Annotated in this window: 8 protein-coding genes; 3 read left to right on the top strand and 5 right to left on the bottom strand. The window is 75.0% G+C overall.

From position 1 onward, the window contains the following. Window positions 1–622: 622 nt before the first annotated feature. Complete coding sequence (locus ACFYUY_RS13075; protein ID WP_387900465.1) at window positions 623–2,677, bottom strand: WD40 repeat domain-containing protein; 2,055 nt, start codon at window positions 2,675–2,677, stop codon at window positions 623–625. Window positions 2,678–2,933: 256 nt separating this feature from the next. Here ACFYUY_RS13075 and ACFYUY_RS13070 point away from each other — a divergent pair, with 256 nt between their 5' ends. Both ACFYUY_RS13070 and ACFYUY_RS13065 read left to right on the top strand, forming a co-directional pair. Next, window positions 2,934–3,143, top strand: a complete 210-nt coding sequence (locus tag ACFYUY_RS13070) for a hypothetical protein (RefSeq protein ID WP_387900463.1) — start codon at window positions 2,934–2,936, stop codon at window positions 3,141–3,143. Next, complete coding sequence (locus ACFYUY_RS13065) at window positions 3,130–4,521, top strand: amidase (RefSeq protein ID WP_387900462.1); 1,392 nt, start codon at window positions 3,130–3,132, stop codon at window positions 4,519–4,521. The genes ACFYUY_RS13070 and ACFYUY_RS13065 overlap by 14 nt, the downstream gene beginning before the upstream one ends. A 58-nt stretch (window positions 4,522–4,579) precedes the next feature. On the opposite strand, the gene ACFYUY_RS13060 is transcribed toward ACFYUY_RS13065, so the two are convergent. Then, the gene (locus ACFYUY_RS13060; protein ID WP_387900461.1) at window positions 4,580–4,972 is read right to left on the bottom strand and encodes a hypothetical protein; all 393 of its coding nucleotides are present in this window, start codon (window positions 4,970–4,972) and stop codon (window positions 4,580–4,582) included. Window positions 4,973–5,481: 509 nt separating this feature from the next. On the opposite strand from ACFYUY_RS13060, the gene ACFYUY_RS13055 reads away from it, so the two are divergent. Beyond that, the gene (locus tag ACFYUY_RS13055; protein WP_360222343.1) at window positions 5,482–6,678 is read left to right on the top strand and encodes an enoyl-[acyl-carrier-protein] reductase FabV; all 1,197 of its coding nucleotides are present in this window, start codon (window positions 5,482–5,484) and stop codon (window positions 6,676–6,678) included. Between the two features lie 187 nt (window positions 6,679–6,865). Here ACFYUY_RS13055 and ACFYUY_RS13050 read toward each other — a convergent pair whose 3' ends face one another. From ACFYUY_RS13050 to ACFYUY_RS13040, 3 genes are all read right to left on the bottom strand, one after another. Beyond that, a complete protein-coding gene (locus tag ACFYUY_RS13050; RefSeq protein ID WP_387900459.1) occupies window positions 6,866–8,137 on the bottom strand; it encodes an ATP-binding protein in 1,272 nt (423 codons plus the stop codon). A 181-nt stretch (window positions 8,138–8,318) separates the two neighbouring features. Further along, on the bottom strand, window positions 8,319–9,413 hold the full coding sequence (locus ACFYUY_RS13045; protein WP_360222328.1) for a serine hydrolase domain-containing protein: 1,095 nt from the start codon (window positions 9,411–9,413) through the stop codon (window positions 8,319–8,321). A gap of 288 nt (window positions 9,414–9,701) precedes the next feature. Further along, on the bottom strand, window positions 9,702–15,944 hold the full coding sequence (locus ACFYUY_RS13040) for a DUF5979 domain-containing protein (protein WP_387900457.1): 6,243 nt from the start codon (window positions 15,942–15,944) through the stop codon (window positions 9,702–9,704). Between the last annotated feature and the right edge of the window lie 156 nt (window positions 15,945–16,100).

Here is a 16,100-nt window from a genome sequence, read left to right as displayed (position 1 = left end):
CCGCACCCCGTACCCCAGCGCCGACAACCGCTCCGCCACCCGCCGACCCGTCTTACCCGTACCACCCACCACCAGCACCACACCGGCATCGACCGGAAGGTCCACAACATCCTTGGCAACCACGGTGACCACTCCCCTCGGAGACGTCGAATCAACCTGCGGACCCGGGCCCGTCCGTGCGTCCCGTGCGTCCGTCCTCGTGTCCACCAGTCAATTCCACCGCGGGCCGGCGAGCCATAGCCCCCGCACTCACGTCCATGCGCGAGCGTCTACGTCCCTTCCGCAGCCCCGAAGTCCGAGGCCACCGCCCCTCCGCCACCCACCAGAACACAGCCGACCCGCCACGAACCACCGTGTTCCACCCGCTCTCCAGCGGCCCTCTAGCGCCCGCACAACGCCCCCACACACCGCCGCGCGCGGCCGCGACCGGCGGGCCCCGGCGCCGACTCCGGGCAGCCCGGGCGGACTCGGCGCGAACCCGGTGCCGCGGCCACGCGCTCCGGCCACGAACGGTCGACGCCCCACCGCGGCAGGTGGGCCCGGCGGCGGCACCGGGCCCACGACCCTTCCTCCCGTCGAGGTAAAGCCCTTCCGGGGGCGGGCCGTCGGCGAACGCCGGCGGTCAGTGGTGGGCCAGGACGGCGAGGTCCGCGCCGAAGCCGACGGCGAGCCGCCCGTCCGGGGCGACGGCCAGCCCGCGGATCCCCGCGGGGAAGGCGTACCCGCCGATCTGCCGGCCCGTGCCGGCGTCCCACACCCGCACGGTCCCGTCGTCCCCTCCCGCCGCGACGACGGGGCGGCCGTCCAGCAGGCCCACCGCCCCCGCCCGCACGTCACCGCCGGGCACCGCGAAGGACGGGCCCGCCGGCTCGCCCGTGGCCACGTCCCACAGCCGGACCGCCTCCGTCCTGCGCCCGGTCAGCAGGACGGAGCGGCCCCCGAGCGACTCCAGGGCCATGGCCCCGGACTGCTTCGGCCGCTCCCCGACCCACCGGCTCTCCACCAGGTCCCACACCCGCCCTTCCCAGGTGACGCCGACGAAGCGCCCCTCCACCACGGCGAAGAAGGTGATGGACGGGCTGGTGTACTCGCTCGTCGACCGCCCGTGCAGCGGTTCCCGGGTGGCGAGGTCCCAGATCCGCACCGTCTCCACGGAATCGCGGGCCAGGAGGGCGGGCCGCCCGTCCACCGCGCCCACCGCCAGCAGCCCCACCGCGGTGTCCCCGGCGGCGAGCGGCTCCCCCGGCTCCCCGCCGTCCAGGTCCCAGCACCGCACCCGGGCGTCCGCGCCGCCGCTGAGGACGACGGGGCGGCCGTCCACGACGGCCGTGGTGACCGCGTGCACGGGGCCCGCGTGACCGGTCGACCAGGCACCCGCCCGCTGGTCGCCGTCGAGGTCCCAGACCCGGACCGATCGGTCCTCACCGCCGGTCAGGGCGAGGTGGCGCCCCTTCGCCACCGCCGTCGCCACTCCCCGCACCGCGCCCTGGTGGCCGATCAGCGGCAGGCGCAGGTGCGTGCGGGCGGACAGGTCCCAGACCTGGACCGGCCCCCTGCCCTCGAAGGCCACCACGGCGGCGGGGCGGCTCCCGAGCGTCGTCACGGCCGCCGCCGCCACGTACGCCGGGCCGGGCTCGCCCACCGGCTCGCCCGTGGCCAGGTCCCGGACGGCGGAGTCGAAGGTGGTGGCGCTGACGGCCAGCGGGACGGCGGCCTCAGGGTCCGTCGCCAGCAGGTGCGTCCTGGCGTTGAGCTCCATGGTGACGCAGCGGCGGTACCCCCCGCCGTCGCCCTCGTCGTCCTCGTCGTCCGCGTGGTCCTCCCGGTCACCCTCGGGCGCCTCGACGTGGTCGCCGCCGGCGCTCAACTCCCGCCCGGAGAGCAGGTCCCACCGCCGGACGACTCCCTCGTCGTGACCGGTGACGGCGACGGGGCGGCCCTCCAGCACCGCCAGGGCCAGCGCGTGCACGCTTCCGGTCCGCACGGTCAGGAGCGCACCGCCGCCGGTGCGGTCGGCCAGGTCCCACACCCGCAGCATTCGGTCGGTGCCGCCGCTCACCACGACCGGCCGGCCGTCGACCAGTCCGGTGGCGAGCGCGTTCACCCACGAGTCGTCCACGCCCCGGTGGGTGGCGACCAGTTCGCCCCCGGCGAGGTCCCAGACCAGGACCGTCCCCCGGGAGTGGCCGGTGACCGCCACGGGGCGGCCGTCCACCACCGCCGTGGCCAGCGCGCGGACCGCGCCCATGGAGCCGGTCGTGACCGCCCCGGCCTTCCCGCCGGTCACCACGTCCCACCAGGCCAGCGTGCCGTCCTCGCAGCCGACGACGGCGAGGGCGCGATCCGCCGCGACCACGCCCGCCACCGCGACCACCCCGGCCGGCGCGGGCACCGCGTACCGCAACCGGGAGTCCAGATCGGTACCGGTCGCCCACCGCACGCCCCAGGCCTCGCCGGGCCCGCCGGGCTCCCCGCCTGCCGTCACCGCGGCCAGGCTCCTCGCCAACTCCCGTCGTCCGTACCGGGCGGCGTCCAGCGCCAGCAGCTGCCGCCGCACCCGCGCCCCGGACTCCCGGTGCACGTGCCCCGACGCCCGGTACACGGCGGCGGCCGCCAGCTCCTCCGGCCCGACGGCCCCGTCCAGCGCCGCCACCACCTGCTCCGGATCGCCGTTCACCAACCACCCCGGATCGGCCAACCGCCCACCCGTAGCCCCGCCTTCACGGCCCGCGCCGTCCCCCGGAAAGTCATCGGTCATGCCCGGCACCCTACGGCCCGGCCCCAGGCCGCGCCCTGGCCGCCCCCGGGGGAGGTAAACGCAAAAGATTTGCTTTAAGAGCCCGGTGGACCCTACAGTCCACTAACGCAAACATTTCGCTTTTGTGGCGAGAGAGCTCCGCTGCTCCCGCCTCGGCCGAAGGGAACGACCCACCATGTCCACCGCCGGACTCACACCGCCGGAGGCGGCCCGCTGGGCCGCCCTCGCCGGTCTCCCGCTCGCCGCCGACCGGCACACCGCCGTCGCGACCACCGCGAACCACATCCGGTCCGTCGTCGCCGTCCTGCGCGAGCTGGACTTCGGGGACACCCCGCCCGCCGCCGCCTACCGCGCGGAAGGAGGAGGCCGCCGTGCAGCCGTATGAGCTCTCCCTCACCGCCGCCTCGGACGCGATCCGCTCCCGGCGGCTGTCCCCCGTCGAGCTGGTGGAATCGGTCCTCGCCCGCGTCGACCAGGTCGAGCCGCAGCTCGGCGCCTACGTCGCCGTCACCGCGGACCGGGCGCGCCGGGCCGCCCGCGCGGCCGAGCACGAGGTGGCGCACGGCCGGTACCGGGGGCCGCTGCACGGCGTCCCGATGGGGCTCAAGGACCTGATCGACATCGCGGGAACGCCCACCACCGCCAGCTCCCGGGTCCGTGCCGGCCACCGTGCCCGGGCCGACAGCACGGTCGCCGCCCGGCTGGCGGACGCCGGCGCGGTCCTGGTCGGCAAGACGCACACCCACGAGTTCGCGTACGGCCTCACCACCCCGCAGACCCGCAACGCCCGGGCCCACGACCGGATCGCCGGCGGTTCGAGCGGCGGGTCCGCGGTGGCCGTCGCCTCGGGAACCGCGACCTTCGCCCTGGGCACCGACACCGGCGGGTCGATCCGGGTGCCCGCCGCGCTCAACGGGGTCGTCGGCCTCAAGCCGACCTACGGGCTGGTGCCCCGACACGGCGTCACGTCGCTGTCCTGGTCGTTGGACCACGTCGGCCCGATCACCCGCACCGTCGAGGACGCCGCCACCGTCCTGACCGCCCTCGCCGGGCACGACCCGCGCGACCCGGCCTCGCTGGACGTGCCCGCCGCGGACTACCGGCCGGCGGACGACCCGGACCTGACGGGCCTGCGCATCGGCCTGCCCCGGACCCACTACTTCCACCACGTCGACCCGGAGGTGGAGAGCGCCGTCCGGCACGCCGTCGGGCACCTGGAGGCCCTCGGCGCGCGACCGGTCGAGGTCGACGTCCCGATGACCCGCTACCTCCAGGCGACCCAGTGGGGCCTGATGGTGCCCGAGGCCACCGCCTACCACGAACGCACCCTGCGCACGGTGCCCGAGCTCTACCAGGCCGACGTCCGCGTCCTCCTGGAGGCCGGCGAGCTGCTGACCGCCGGGGACTACCTGCGGGCCCAGCGCTCCCGGACCCTGATGCGGCAGGAGTGGGCCCGCCTGTGGGAGACGGTGGACGTGATCGCCGCCCCGGCCGTCCCGCTGACCGCGGTGCGGGCGGGTGAGGAGACGGTCACCTGGCCGGACGGCACCACCGAAGGCGTCTCCGACGCCCTGGTGCGCCTCTCCGCACCCGCCAACATCACCGGGGTACCGGCCCTGACCGTCCCGGCCGGCCAGGACGCGGCGGGCCTGCCGATCGGCCTGCAACTCCTCGGCCGCCCCCTCGGGGAGCACACCCTCCTGCGCGTCGGCCACGCCTTCGAGCGCACCCGCCCCACCCCCGCCCCGACACCGGCGGCCTGAACGCACGGCGGCGTCGGCCGCTCCGGCGCCGGGCGCCCGCCGCCCGGTGCCGTCCGCGTCAGGCCGGCAGCCAGGACGGCCACCACGGCGGGACGTTGCTGTCCGGGCAGAGCCCCGAATCGCCGTGGTACCCGCTCGGCGTCCCGAGCAGCGCGAAGCACCCGTCCGTCAGCACCGCGAGCGAGAGCAGCACCAGAGCCGCCGGAACGACCCCCCGCCAGACGAGGGGCCACCCGGCCGTCAGCCGCCTCGCACCCGCCCAGGCCGCCACCGCCCCGGCCAGGAAGAGCAGTTCCATCGCCGGCCACTCGACGGTCGAGAACGCGAACCGGTGCTGCGGCTCCCAGGCCGCGTCGCAGAAGCTCCGCGCCGACACCACGAGGACGGCCGCCCCGTACCCACCGGCCAGCCCCAGGACCACGACCCCGACCACCGCGGCCCCCCGCAGCACCCACGGCCCCCGAACCCCCGGCGCCGGCCCGGACCTTGCGCTCACAGGAACACTCATACGCCCGCAGACGCTCCCCACCGCCCTGGCGGTTCTTCCCGCCCCACCATCCGCATGCCGAAGAGGAGAACCCAAGGAGAACCTGCGCCACGCCGCGCCCGGGCCGAGTCCGGCGCCGACCGGCCGCGGGGCGGCTTCCGGTGGGAGCCGGATAGCCCACGAAGGACTCCGGTGGCAAGGGCGGACCCTACAACCGCGGCGGGGATCCTCCGTCGTGCTCTGGCACGGGCGGCGGTCGGCGGGGCGAAATACGATCACCGACGACGCACACCCCGGGCACGGTCACGGGGTCGCCGGCCGCGCCCCGCGTGCGGCCCACGGCGCCCCGTCATGCGCCCGGACGTCGCCCGTCCCGGGCGAGCAGGTCGGCCACCGGCGCCCCGCCGGCGGCCCGGCGGGCCTGTTCGATCGGCACGGCCGCACCCCACTGGAGAGGGCACCACCGCGTGAGCATGCAGCAGATCACCCCGAAGCAGCGGGGCTACCTGATCGTCAACTCCCACCCCACCGGCAGCGCGGCCGGTGTCGAGGAGCTCTGGGGGTCCATCGCCCCGGCCGCTCCCGCCGGGCGGGCACCGGTCGTCCTGGTGCTCGGTTCGAGCGCCGGGTACGGGCTGGCCATCCTGGTGGCGGGGCTGCGGCGTCTCGGCGTCCGCGGTGTCGGTGTCGGCTTCGAGGCGGCCGCCAACGAGCGGCGCACCGCGACCGCCGGCTGGTACCGCACCGCCGCGACCGCCGGGCTGGTCGAGCAGGCCGGCGGCGACTTCACCTTCGTCAACGCCGACGCCTACGCGGACGCCACCCGGGCGGAGGTGCTCGGGGTGCTGGCCGAGCACTACGGCCCGGTCGACTACCTCGTCTACTCGCTCGCCTCGCCGCGGCGCACGGACCCGGCGACCGGTGAGGTCCACCACTCGGTGATCAAGCCCGTCGGCGCGGCCTACACCTCCCCCTCGCTGCTCTTCCCGGACGGCCTCCCCGAGGTCGGAGCGGTCGACCTCGCCCCGGCCGACGAGGCGGAGCGCGCCGCGACGGTGAAGGTGATGGGAGGTGAGGACTGGCGGCTCTGGGTGCAGGCCCTCGCCGACGCGGACCTCCTGGCCGAGGGGTTCACCACCGCCGCGCTGTCCTACGTCGGCTCGGAGATCACCGCGCCGGTGTACCGGCAGGGCACCATCGGCGCCGCCAAGGAGCACCTGGAGGACACCGCCGGGCGGCTGCAGCGCGAGGTGCTGGGCGACCGGGGCCGGGCGTTCACCGTCGTCGCCGGGGCGGCCGTCACCCAGGCGTCCACCGCCATCCCGTCCATCGCCCTCTACACCTCCCTGCTGCGCAGCGTGCTCGGTGCGGACGGCTGGCGGACGACCGCCGACCAGGCCGTGGACCTGTGGGAGCAGCTGAGCGGGGCGAAGGCGCCGGTGCTGGACGAGCGGGGCCGGATCCGGCTGGACGGCTGGGAGCTCGACGCCGACGTGCAGGACGGGGTGCGGAAGCTGTGGGCCGACCCCGCGGCGGCGCTGGCCGCCGATCCGGACGCCCCGGCCTGGTTCTACAACCAGTTCCGGCAGCTGTACGGCTGGGACGTGCCCGGCGTCGACTACTCCGTCGAGGCGGAGGCGGTCGTCCCCTGGCCCGCCCGGCGGCGTTAGGACCTCGGCCGGGGTGGGCCGACATCAGCACCCGCCCCGGCCCACCCGAGCCCGCCCAGGCCCACCCGAGCCCGCCCAGGCCCACCCGAGCCCGCCCAGGCCCACCCGAGCCCGCCCAGGCCCACCCGAGCCCGCCCAGGCCCGCCGCGGCCGGACGAGCCCCGGGTCACAGCCTCGCGGCCCCGGGTCACAGCCTCGCGTGGGCGCCGATGTCGGCGCGGAAGGCCTCGACCATCGCGGCGGTGACCGTCGGGCGGCTGGCGCCGATGGCGGCGAGGTGGTCGGCGGTGGTCGCCCCCGGGACGGCGTCGTCCCGTTCGAAGGCGGTCTGTGCCGCCATGCGCGCGGCGTGCTCGATGTCGGCGGGTGAGAAGCGGTCGCTCGCGGCGACGAGCGCGGGGACGTCCACGTCGGCGCGGTCGGTGTCGAGCGCGTAGCGCGACCAGATGGCGGCGCGGGCGTCCGGGTCGGGCGGGCCGATCGGGATGACGTAGTCGAAGCGGCCGGTGCGCAGGAAGGCCGGGTCGAGCGAGCGGACGGAGTTGGTGGCGCAGACCAGCAGGCGGCCGTCGCGTTCGCGGAAGCCCGGGATGAGCTTGAGCAGTTCGTTGGTCACCCCGTGCATCGCGCCGGCCTGCCCGGCCTCGCCGCGGACGGGGGCGATCTCCTCGACCTCGTCGATGAAGACCAGTACCCGTTCCAGCTCGCCGATGCGCGCGAACGCGCTGCGCAGGGCGGCGGCGAGGTTGCCCTCGTCGGCGAGGCGGGAGGGCAGCAGTTCGACGAACGGCCAGCCCAGGCGGGAGGCGATGGCCCGGGCGAAGGTGGTCTTGCCGGTGCCGGGCGGGCCGAAGAGGGTGATCGCGCGCGGGGGCCGGACGCCGTGGCGGGCCGCGCGCTCGGGTTCGGCGAGGGGGAGCACGATCCGGCGTTCGATGAGCTCCTTCTCGGCGGTCATCCCGGCGACGCGCTCCCACAGGTCTCCGCCCAGGAGCCGACCGCCGAGTTCGTCGAGGGTGCCGGCCGCGGGGCCGGCGGCGGGTTCGGTCTTCTCGAAGTAGGCGGCGGCGGGCCGTCGTTGGTAGCCGGCGTTGTGCAGTCCTTCGCCGAGCAGTTCGTCCTCGGGCAGCACGTAGGCGATGCGCCGGACGCGGGCCTCGACCAGCCGTCGTTCCAGTTCGCGCAGGAGTGCGCTGGCCAGGCCCCGGCCGCGCCAGGGCGGGGCGATCGCCACGCGCATCACCCAGGCCCGCTCGCCCGTCCCTGCCAGCTGGGCGAGGGCGGCCCCGATCGGCGTGCCGTCGTGGACGGCGACGACGGCGGGCTGGCGCGCGGTGAGCGCGGTGATGCACTCGGCGAGCGAGAAGACGGATTCCTGCCCGAGGGCGGCGGTGCTGTCGATCAGGTGGACGACGGCGGCCAGGTCGTCCTCGCGGTAGTCGTGGATCAGCCAGTTCACGTGCGGCGCTCCCTGCGGCGTCCGGTGGTGCGGGTTGCGGCGAAGGTAGGCGGGCCCGGGCGGGCCCGTCGTGCGCCGCCCGGGACAACACGGTGTGGACGAACCGTACGGGGAGGCGTCTTGCGTTCGGGTCGGTGGACCCCGTCCGCCGCACCCGGGCGGACTGCGGGCGACGCTCCCGTCAGCTCGCCTTCGGCCCGTCCTGGAACACCGCCTTGACGAGCTTGTCCATCACCTTCGGGAACACCTCCGCCGGGTTCAGCTCGGCGTCCCCGGTCGTCACCCCGGCGGTCAGCGTCCTGCTGCCGTCGGGGTTGCTGTACATCAGCGCGCCGTACCCGCCCGGGGCGCCGCCGTTGTGGTGGTAGACGGTGCCGCCGGTGTCCGGGCCCAGGTCCTGGACGAACAGCCCGAGGCCGTAGCCGAGCGGCCCGTGCGGCGTGCGCATCTCGGCCAGCAGCGGCGCCGGCAGCAGCGTGCCGCCGTTCAGCGCGGAGATGAAGGTCTGGAGGTCCCGGGTGGTCGAGTACATGCCGCCGGCGCCGAACAGGAGGGAGAGGTTCTGGCGGGAGACGTCGGCGACCTTCCACTCCTCGCCGTCCTGGTAACGGTAGTAGCCGTGGGCGTGCGGCTCCGGGAGGTCCGTGACGTCGCCCGACAGCACGGTGTCCCGCAGTCCGAGCGGCCCGAGGATCCGCCGCTGCATCTCCTCGCCGTAGGGGCGGCCCGCGAGCCGCTCGATCAGCAGCGCGGCCAGCGTGTAGTTGGTGTTGGAGTAGCTGAAGCCCGCCCCCGGCTCGAACCGCGCAGGCTTGGAGAGGGCGAGCGCTATCAGCTCCTGCGGCCGGTAGCTGCGCAACCGGGTGTCCACCCACTCCTTGCCGGTGGCGGGGACGCCCAGCACGATCGTGCCGTCCTCGTAGTACTCGCCGGTGTAGTTGAACAGCCCGCTGGTGTGCTGCAGCAGCATCCGGACCGTGATCCGCCCGTCCAGCCCGAACTCGGACAGGTGGTCGGCCACCGGGTCGTCCAGGCCGATCCTCCCCTCGGCCACCAGCTGCAGCACCGCGGTCGCGGTGAAGGTCTTGACGACGCTGCCCGTCCAGAACCGGCCGTCCGTCGGCGGTTCGGCACTCTCGCCGAGCTCGCGCACCCCGGCGCTGCCGACCCACTCGCCGCGCTCGTCGTGCACCCTCAGCTGCACCCCGGCGAAGCCGGCGTCGACCGCTTCCTGGATCGCCTGCTGCAGTTCGGGGCGGGGGTCGATCGTCTGCATGATGCTTCTCCCGTGCTTTGCGCTTCGTGTTTCTGACAACGGAAAAGCTACGTTGCTTTCCAGATGTCAACAACCCACTCGTTGCGCAAAACTGACATACACGCAGGTCATAGCCGTGAAATCGTTGCAGAGGCTCTAAATCTAACGCAACGACAGCTGGCGATTCATTGCAATGGATGAAGACTGAACGCTCTGCGTGGAGCGGGCCCTCCCACTCCGGGGCCGAACAGCCCTCCGGCTCCCGGCGCGAGCGCCGGGAGCCGGAGGGCTGTTGCCGCGGTGCCGCCGCTACCGCGACCTCCTCCTGAACACCACGAGTCCGAGGCCGAGAGCCGCGGTGACCAGCGCGATGACGGCCAGCCGGGTCCCGTCGGTGGTCGTCCCCGTCCCGGGCAGCGGTCCCGGGTGCGGGGACGTGCTGGGGTGCGCCGGGTGTGAACCGGAGTGGGAGTGCGTCGGCGACGGGCTCGGCGAATGTGAGTGCGTCGGCGACGGCGACGAGCTCGGCGACGGCGACGGCGACGGGCTCGGCGAGGGCGGGTTCACGGGGAACTCGTTGGTGAAGGTCACCGCCCCCTGGTCACCCACCTGGACCGTTCCCGCGGGTGTCCCCGGGTCGGTGTCCTCGACGGTGACGACGGCGTTCGCCGGCGGGTCGACCTCGGTCACCGTGCACCGCGCCCCGGCGGGCACCCCGATGGTGCGGTGCCCGTCCGCGTCGAGGGTGAACCGGGCGTCCTCCGGCGGCAGGGTGACGGGCAGTTCCCGGCCGTCGGCGTCGAGGAGCACGCAGGTGACCGCGAAGGCGTACGGGCCGGAGCCGGTGCCCTTCACCTTCTTGTCGACGGTCAACCGGGCCCGGCGGAAGGTGTTGACGGCGGTGACGGCGACGGTCCGGCCGGTGCCGATGACGACCGCCGTGTCCGGCGAGTGGTGGTCGACGGCGTGCGTCGTGGCTCCGCCGGTGCGGCTCTCGGTGGCCCAGCAGCGGGCCCCGGCCGGCAACGGGTACCCGAGGTCGTCGATCTCGCGCTCGCCCGCGCCGTCGAGCGTGTACGGGCGCCGGTCCACGAGGGTGCGGACGGAGCCGTTCCCGGAGGCGACGGTGCAGGTCAGGAGCAGGGTGAAGCTGCGGTCCCGGGCGAACTCGGCCGCGTCGCCGGTGACCTGCTTGACCAGCTTGAGGCCGCCGGTGGTGAAGGTGTTGGTCGCGGTGACGGTGATGTCGGGGTTCGCGGTGGTGACGACCGCCGCGTCGGCGAAGCCGCCGTGGTCGACCGCGGCATCGGTCGCACCCGCCTTGTCCGGCTCCTCCGCCCAACAGCGCGCCCCGATGGGCAGGTCCGGGATGCGGATGCTCCCGCCCGCCTTGAGGTCGTAGCGCTTGCGGACGACGAAGGCGACGGCCGGTGCGCCGTCGGTCCCCTCCGCCTCGCGGACGCAGGTGACGCGGAGGCTGAAGACGGCGTCCCGCACGTACGGGGCGTCGGCAGGGGCACCGGTGACCTCCTTGGTGACGGTCAGGGTGCCGAGCGAGAAGGTGTTGGTGACGTCGACGACCACGGTGTCGACCGGGCCGCCGCCGGGCCGGACGGTCACCGGGCCGACCGGGGGCGGAGTGCTGTCGGCACCCGCGGTGTCGGTCTCGGTGACGGTGCACTCGGCGCCGGCGGGCAGGTCGTCGACGGTCCCGGTGAGGCCGGGGGCCTTGAGGGCCAGGCCACGGACGACCGCGTCCGGCTTCCCGTCGAAGGAGCAGGCGATGCGGAAGCGGAACGTGCGGTCGGCGTACCGGGTGCCGGGGCCGTCCAGCTTCTTGGTGACGCGCAGGGATCCGGTCGGGAAGTCGTTGGTGACGGTGAGGCCGGCGGCCTTGCCGGGGACGGAGTCGACGACGGCGGTGCCGGTGCCGCCGCCCGCGGAGTCGGTGGCGCTGACGGTGACGGTGGTGGCGCCGCCGGCGGCGGGTTCGGTGGCGGTGCAGCGCGCTCCGCCGGGGACGTGGTCGAGGGACTGGAGGCCCTCGCCCGCGAAGACCAGGTCCTTGGGGAAGCCCGTCAGGGGCTGTCCGGCGAGGGTGCAGTCGACCCGGACGGTGAAGGGGCCCTTGCCGACGTCCTTGGCGGCCGCACCGGTGACGGCCTTGCGGATCCGCAGGCTCGCGGTGCGGTACTCGTTGCTGATGACCAGGTGCTGCCCCTCCTGGTCGGGGGTGGCCGGGGTGATCACCACCTGCTGGGCGTTGGCCTCGCCGAGGCTGGGGCTGGTGGCTCCGGCGGGGTCGGTCTCCCAGACCCGGCAGGTCGCTCCGGCGGGCACGCCGACCAGCGCCATGGGCGTGTACGGGGTGATGTCCCAGGTGCCTTCGCGGACGGTCCGGGCCGGGCCGCCCTCGGGGGTGACGGTGCACCGGTAGGCGAGGGTGTAGGGGCCGGGCGGCAGGCCCTCGGGCAGGCCAGTGACGGCCTTGTCGACGCGCAGGTTGCCGAAGCGCATGCCGATGCCGACCTTGGGCGGCTCCGTGGTGGGGAGGTCCTCGGGGGCGCCGTCGCGCACGACGGTCTCGGAGTGCGCGAAGGAGTTCCAGGCGATCGACGGGTCGTGCGGCTGGGTGAGGTCGACCGGCGCGGACATCGGCAGGCTGATGAACACCTCCGCGCCGGGCTTGAGCAGCGGGTCGAAGCCGATGCCCAGCTCGATCCCGGTGGCGTCGGCGGTGAACGCGTCCTGCCAGTTGCCGGGCTCGCACGCACGACCGGGCGTCCGGACGGTGGCGCCGCAGGGGCTGGTCACGGTGGAGTACCGGGTGGTGAGGGCGCCGGGGCCGGTGAGGACGGGGGCGCCGGCGAGGGCCGGGCGGGGCTGCCACTCGGTGCCGCGCTGCTGGTCGCCGAGGAGGACCCCGGTGTCGCCCTGGTGCGGGAGGACGTCGAGCAGCCTGATCTGTTCGGCCGGCTCGGTCCCGGTGTTGACCGCGTGGATCAGGTATTCGTACTTCTGGCCGGGCAGCACGAGCGCGGTGCAGGGGTACTGGGTGTAGGTGCGACCGCCCTGCCGGAGGACGGGGCAGCCGGGTGAGTCGGTGGCCGCGTAGCTGCGGGTGGCCGCGTTGTAGAAGCCGAGGCCGGGATCGCCGGTGACCCACTTGGCGGCTTCGAAGGCGGTGCCGGCCAGGGTGCTGATCTCGGCGCGGGACGTGCAGTAGGTGCCCGGCCCGAAGTCGGCGGTGTCGTCGACCGCCTTGCCGTCGCGGTCGGAGTCGTGTCGGCAGTCGAGGTCGGGCCGGGCCCTGGAGCCGGCCCCGGCGGTGTTCTGGACGACGGTGTCGCCCGGGACGCCGGGGGCGAGCCGGACCTGGAAGGTGATCCTGATCTCGGCGCCGGGGAGCAGCGTGAAGCCGCTGAAGTCCCAGACGGCCTTGGTGATGCGGCCGGTGGCGTCGCGCTGCGGCTGGTAGGCGGGTGCGGGGGGCGGGTTGGTGCCCGGTCCGCTCGCGGTGATCCGGAAGGGCAGTCCACCGGTGCCGGCGTAGGTCTCGTCGAAGCGCAGCAGCGCGGGGACGGGGTCGGCGACGACCGGGTCGGGCAGCGGGCCGGTGCCGGTGTTGCGGACGGTGATGGTGAAGGGCGCGCTCTCGCCGGGGCCGATCCGGCTGTCGGGGGTCTTGGTGACGGCGATCCTGGCCGTGCCCTCCTCGAGGGTGAGGGTGGCGGTGCTGTCGCCGAAGGGGAAGAGGGTGCCGGGCTGCTGGAGGCTGCTCTCGCCGGCGGCGCGGGCCGTGTCCCGGAGGGTCCCGGGCATCTGGGTGGCCGGGTCGGAGCGCAGGGTCGCGCGGGCGGCGACCTTGAGGCAGACGGTGGCCTGCGGGCAGGGGCCGTCGGGGTGGTAGCCGGCGCCGGGGGTGAGCACGTGGCCGCCGCCGGATCCGGTGAAGGTGAAGCGCAGGCCCCTGACGTCGCCGGCGTCGACGCCGGCGGGCAGGGCGGGTGTGGTGTCGCCGGTCGGGGTGCCGGTGGTCCAGCCGGCGGCGGGTGTGTCGCAGGCGGCGGTGCAGGCGTCCACCCGGACGCGGTCCGCGCCGGGCGGGAAGCTCACTCCGGCGATCCGCAGGAGGTCGACGGCGTCGAAGAAGTCCGCGTCGGTGTCGGTGACGACGAGCTGCCGGAGGTTGGTGTTGCCGGTGTTCTCGGCGCGGATCCTGAGGTCGACCTCCGGCCGGGGGACGCCGGGCAGGGTGCGGGCGACGGTGGAGGGGGCGAGGCTCTTCTGGACGGATCCGCCGGTGCGGGCGGGGGCGGTGGTGGTGTCCTCGTGGGTGCAGGCGGGGCCGCCGACCGGGTTGCCGCCGCTGGTGATCTGCATGCAGTTGCGGAAGCTCCGGCCGTCCGGCACGCCGTCGCGGCGTACGACGGTCACGGTGACGATCAGTCGGCCGTGCGGGGCCAGGTCACCGTCCACACGGGCGCGGACGCCCCGGGCGCGGTCCAGCAGGGCCCGGTCGGCGGCGTCGTACGGGACCCACCCGCGGGCGGTGGGGTCGTACACCTCCAGCTGGACGGGCAGTCCGTAGGGGTAGCGGTAGGAGACGGTCAGGTCGGTGAGCCCGGCGGCGTCGAAGACGGTGCCGCTCGCGGTGGGGTCGGCCGGGTCGGTGATCGCCGGGCGGGCCATCGGGCCGTTGCCCTCGTTCGCCAGGTCGAGGGTGAAGGTCACCGGCTGGCCGGGCGGCAGGTCGTTCTGGCTGGCCGTCTTGGACTGGCGGACGTCCGTCCTCGGGTCCTCGACCGGCAGGGACCGGCAGGCGGTGGAGGTCCCTTCCCCGGCCCCGTTCACGGGGTTGCCCGCGGTGGCGTCCACGCAGTTGCGCACGCCGTCCCTGGTGTCGTCGGCGGTGACCCGGTCGTTCAGTGTGCCGTGCAGGGCCAGGCCGGCGGCCGCGTTCGGCGCGATGGTGCCCAGGCCGGTGGCGTCGGTGCCGGTGAAGGTGGCCGACACCCGGCTCGGGGAGCTGCCGGGCGGGCACCCGGTGGCGGGGAGGTCCTGGGTGGTCGGCGGCTGGGCGAGGCTGACGGCGGCGGGTGTGCTGCCGTCCCGGCAGGTCACCCGCACCGTGGCGGCGCTCGCGCCGGCGGGGAAGGTCACCCGCAGCCTGCCGACGTCCACCTTGTCGAACGCGCTCGGGGTGTGCGCCGAGGGCTCGGTGACGGTGATGGAGGCGACCGGGAAGGAGGCGGTGTTGCGGCCGGTGGCGAGCACGGTGACGGGGGCCCGGGTGCCCAGGACGGCGCTGCCGTCGGCGGTGAAGTCACCGTCGGTGTCGGAGAAGAACTCCTTGCCCGCCTCGACGGTGGCGATGTTGGGCAGGATGTCGTAGTCGGCGCAGGCCTGTTCACCCGTCACCTTCCCGGCGACCGGGTCCTCGGCCGTGGTGGTGGCGCAGTTGCGGACGCTCTGGCGGGTGGTGGGCGCGAGCGGCTGACCGGTCGAGCGGACGGTGTCCCGCAGCTTCAGGTGCAGCGGCACCTCCCCGCCCTCCCGGTCGTACGGGAGCGGTGTGCCGCCGGAGCCGGTGAACTCCAGCCGCACCCCGGTCACCGAGCCGGCCGGGGCCTGACCCGGCAGCTGGAGGTCGGGGCCCGCGGTGGGCGGCCCGGCCAGGTACTCGTCCGCCGCGCACGGCGAGCCGACGGGCTTGGTGCACACCAGGACCCGCACCCGGTCGGCACCGGCCGGGAACCGGGTCACCGGCCCGACGCCGGTGAGGTCGAAGTGGTCGAACGTGGCCGGGGTGTCGTCCTCGACGGTGAGCCGGGACACCGCCGCCGAGGTGGACGATCCGTTGCGCACCCCGAGCGTGACGGTGCTGTCCGCGCGCGACTGCGCCACGGCGGACCCGTCGGCCCACTTCTTGCTCGTGACCGGCCGCACGACCCGCGGGATCCGCACCGTGACGTCGGCGCCGTCCTCGGCCGGGGAGGCGTTGTCGGCCTTGATCGTCGCCGCGTTCCGGACGGTCGCGCCGTCCTGCAGGGTGGTCTCCTTCGGCACCCGCATCCCGATCGGGAGGTTGCGGCTGGCGCCGGCGGGCAGCCCGGTGCTGCCGGCCGGCGCCGGCGGGCTCGGCAGCGGTTCGGCGAAGGTGATGGTCAGCTTCCGCGTCGAGGCGTCGTAGACGACCGTGCGGGTGTCGGTGGTCCTCGGCAGCGAGGTGATGTCGAACTCCGCCGGCAGGACGTCCTCGATCACCGGGTTGACGCAGGAGGTGGTGAGCGAGGAGCAGCTCGCCGTGAGCTCGTAGGAGAACACCCCGCCGGCCTCCACCGGCATCGTCGCGCCCGTCACCCGCTTCTGGATCCCGACCACCGCGTCACCCGCGGCCCGCGCGGCGCCCGCCCTCTCCCCGCCCGACGGCCGCCCGCTCGGCGGGGGCCCGGCGGACGCCCCACCGGCCAGGGTGACGGCGAGGAGCCCGCCGATCGCTGATGGAACGACCACCGGCCAGAGCCTGGCGAAAGCCGGTCGAACGAACATGGGACCCCTCATCGGCGGTGGCACGACTCACACGGACGGGGCACATGATGTAACGGTCCAGTGACATGATGTGACTAATGCACGCGTGTCGCGCCCTTGATCAACCGATCAGCCGCCCACCCTCAGCCATCCGGCACCCCGCCCGCGACGCCCGTC

Source organism: Kitasatospora sp. NPDC004745 (assembly GCF_042873275.1).
Lineage (GTDB): Bacteria > Actinomycetota > Actinomycetes > Streptomycetales > Streptomycetaceae > Kitasatospora.
This window is presented reverse-complemented; position numbering and strand designations above follow the sequence as displayed.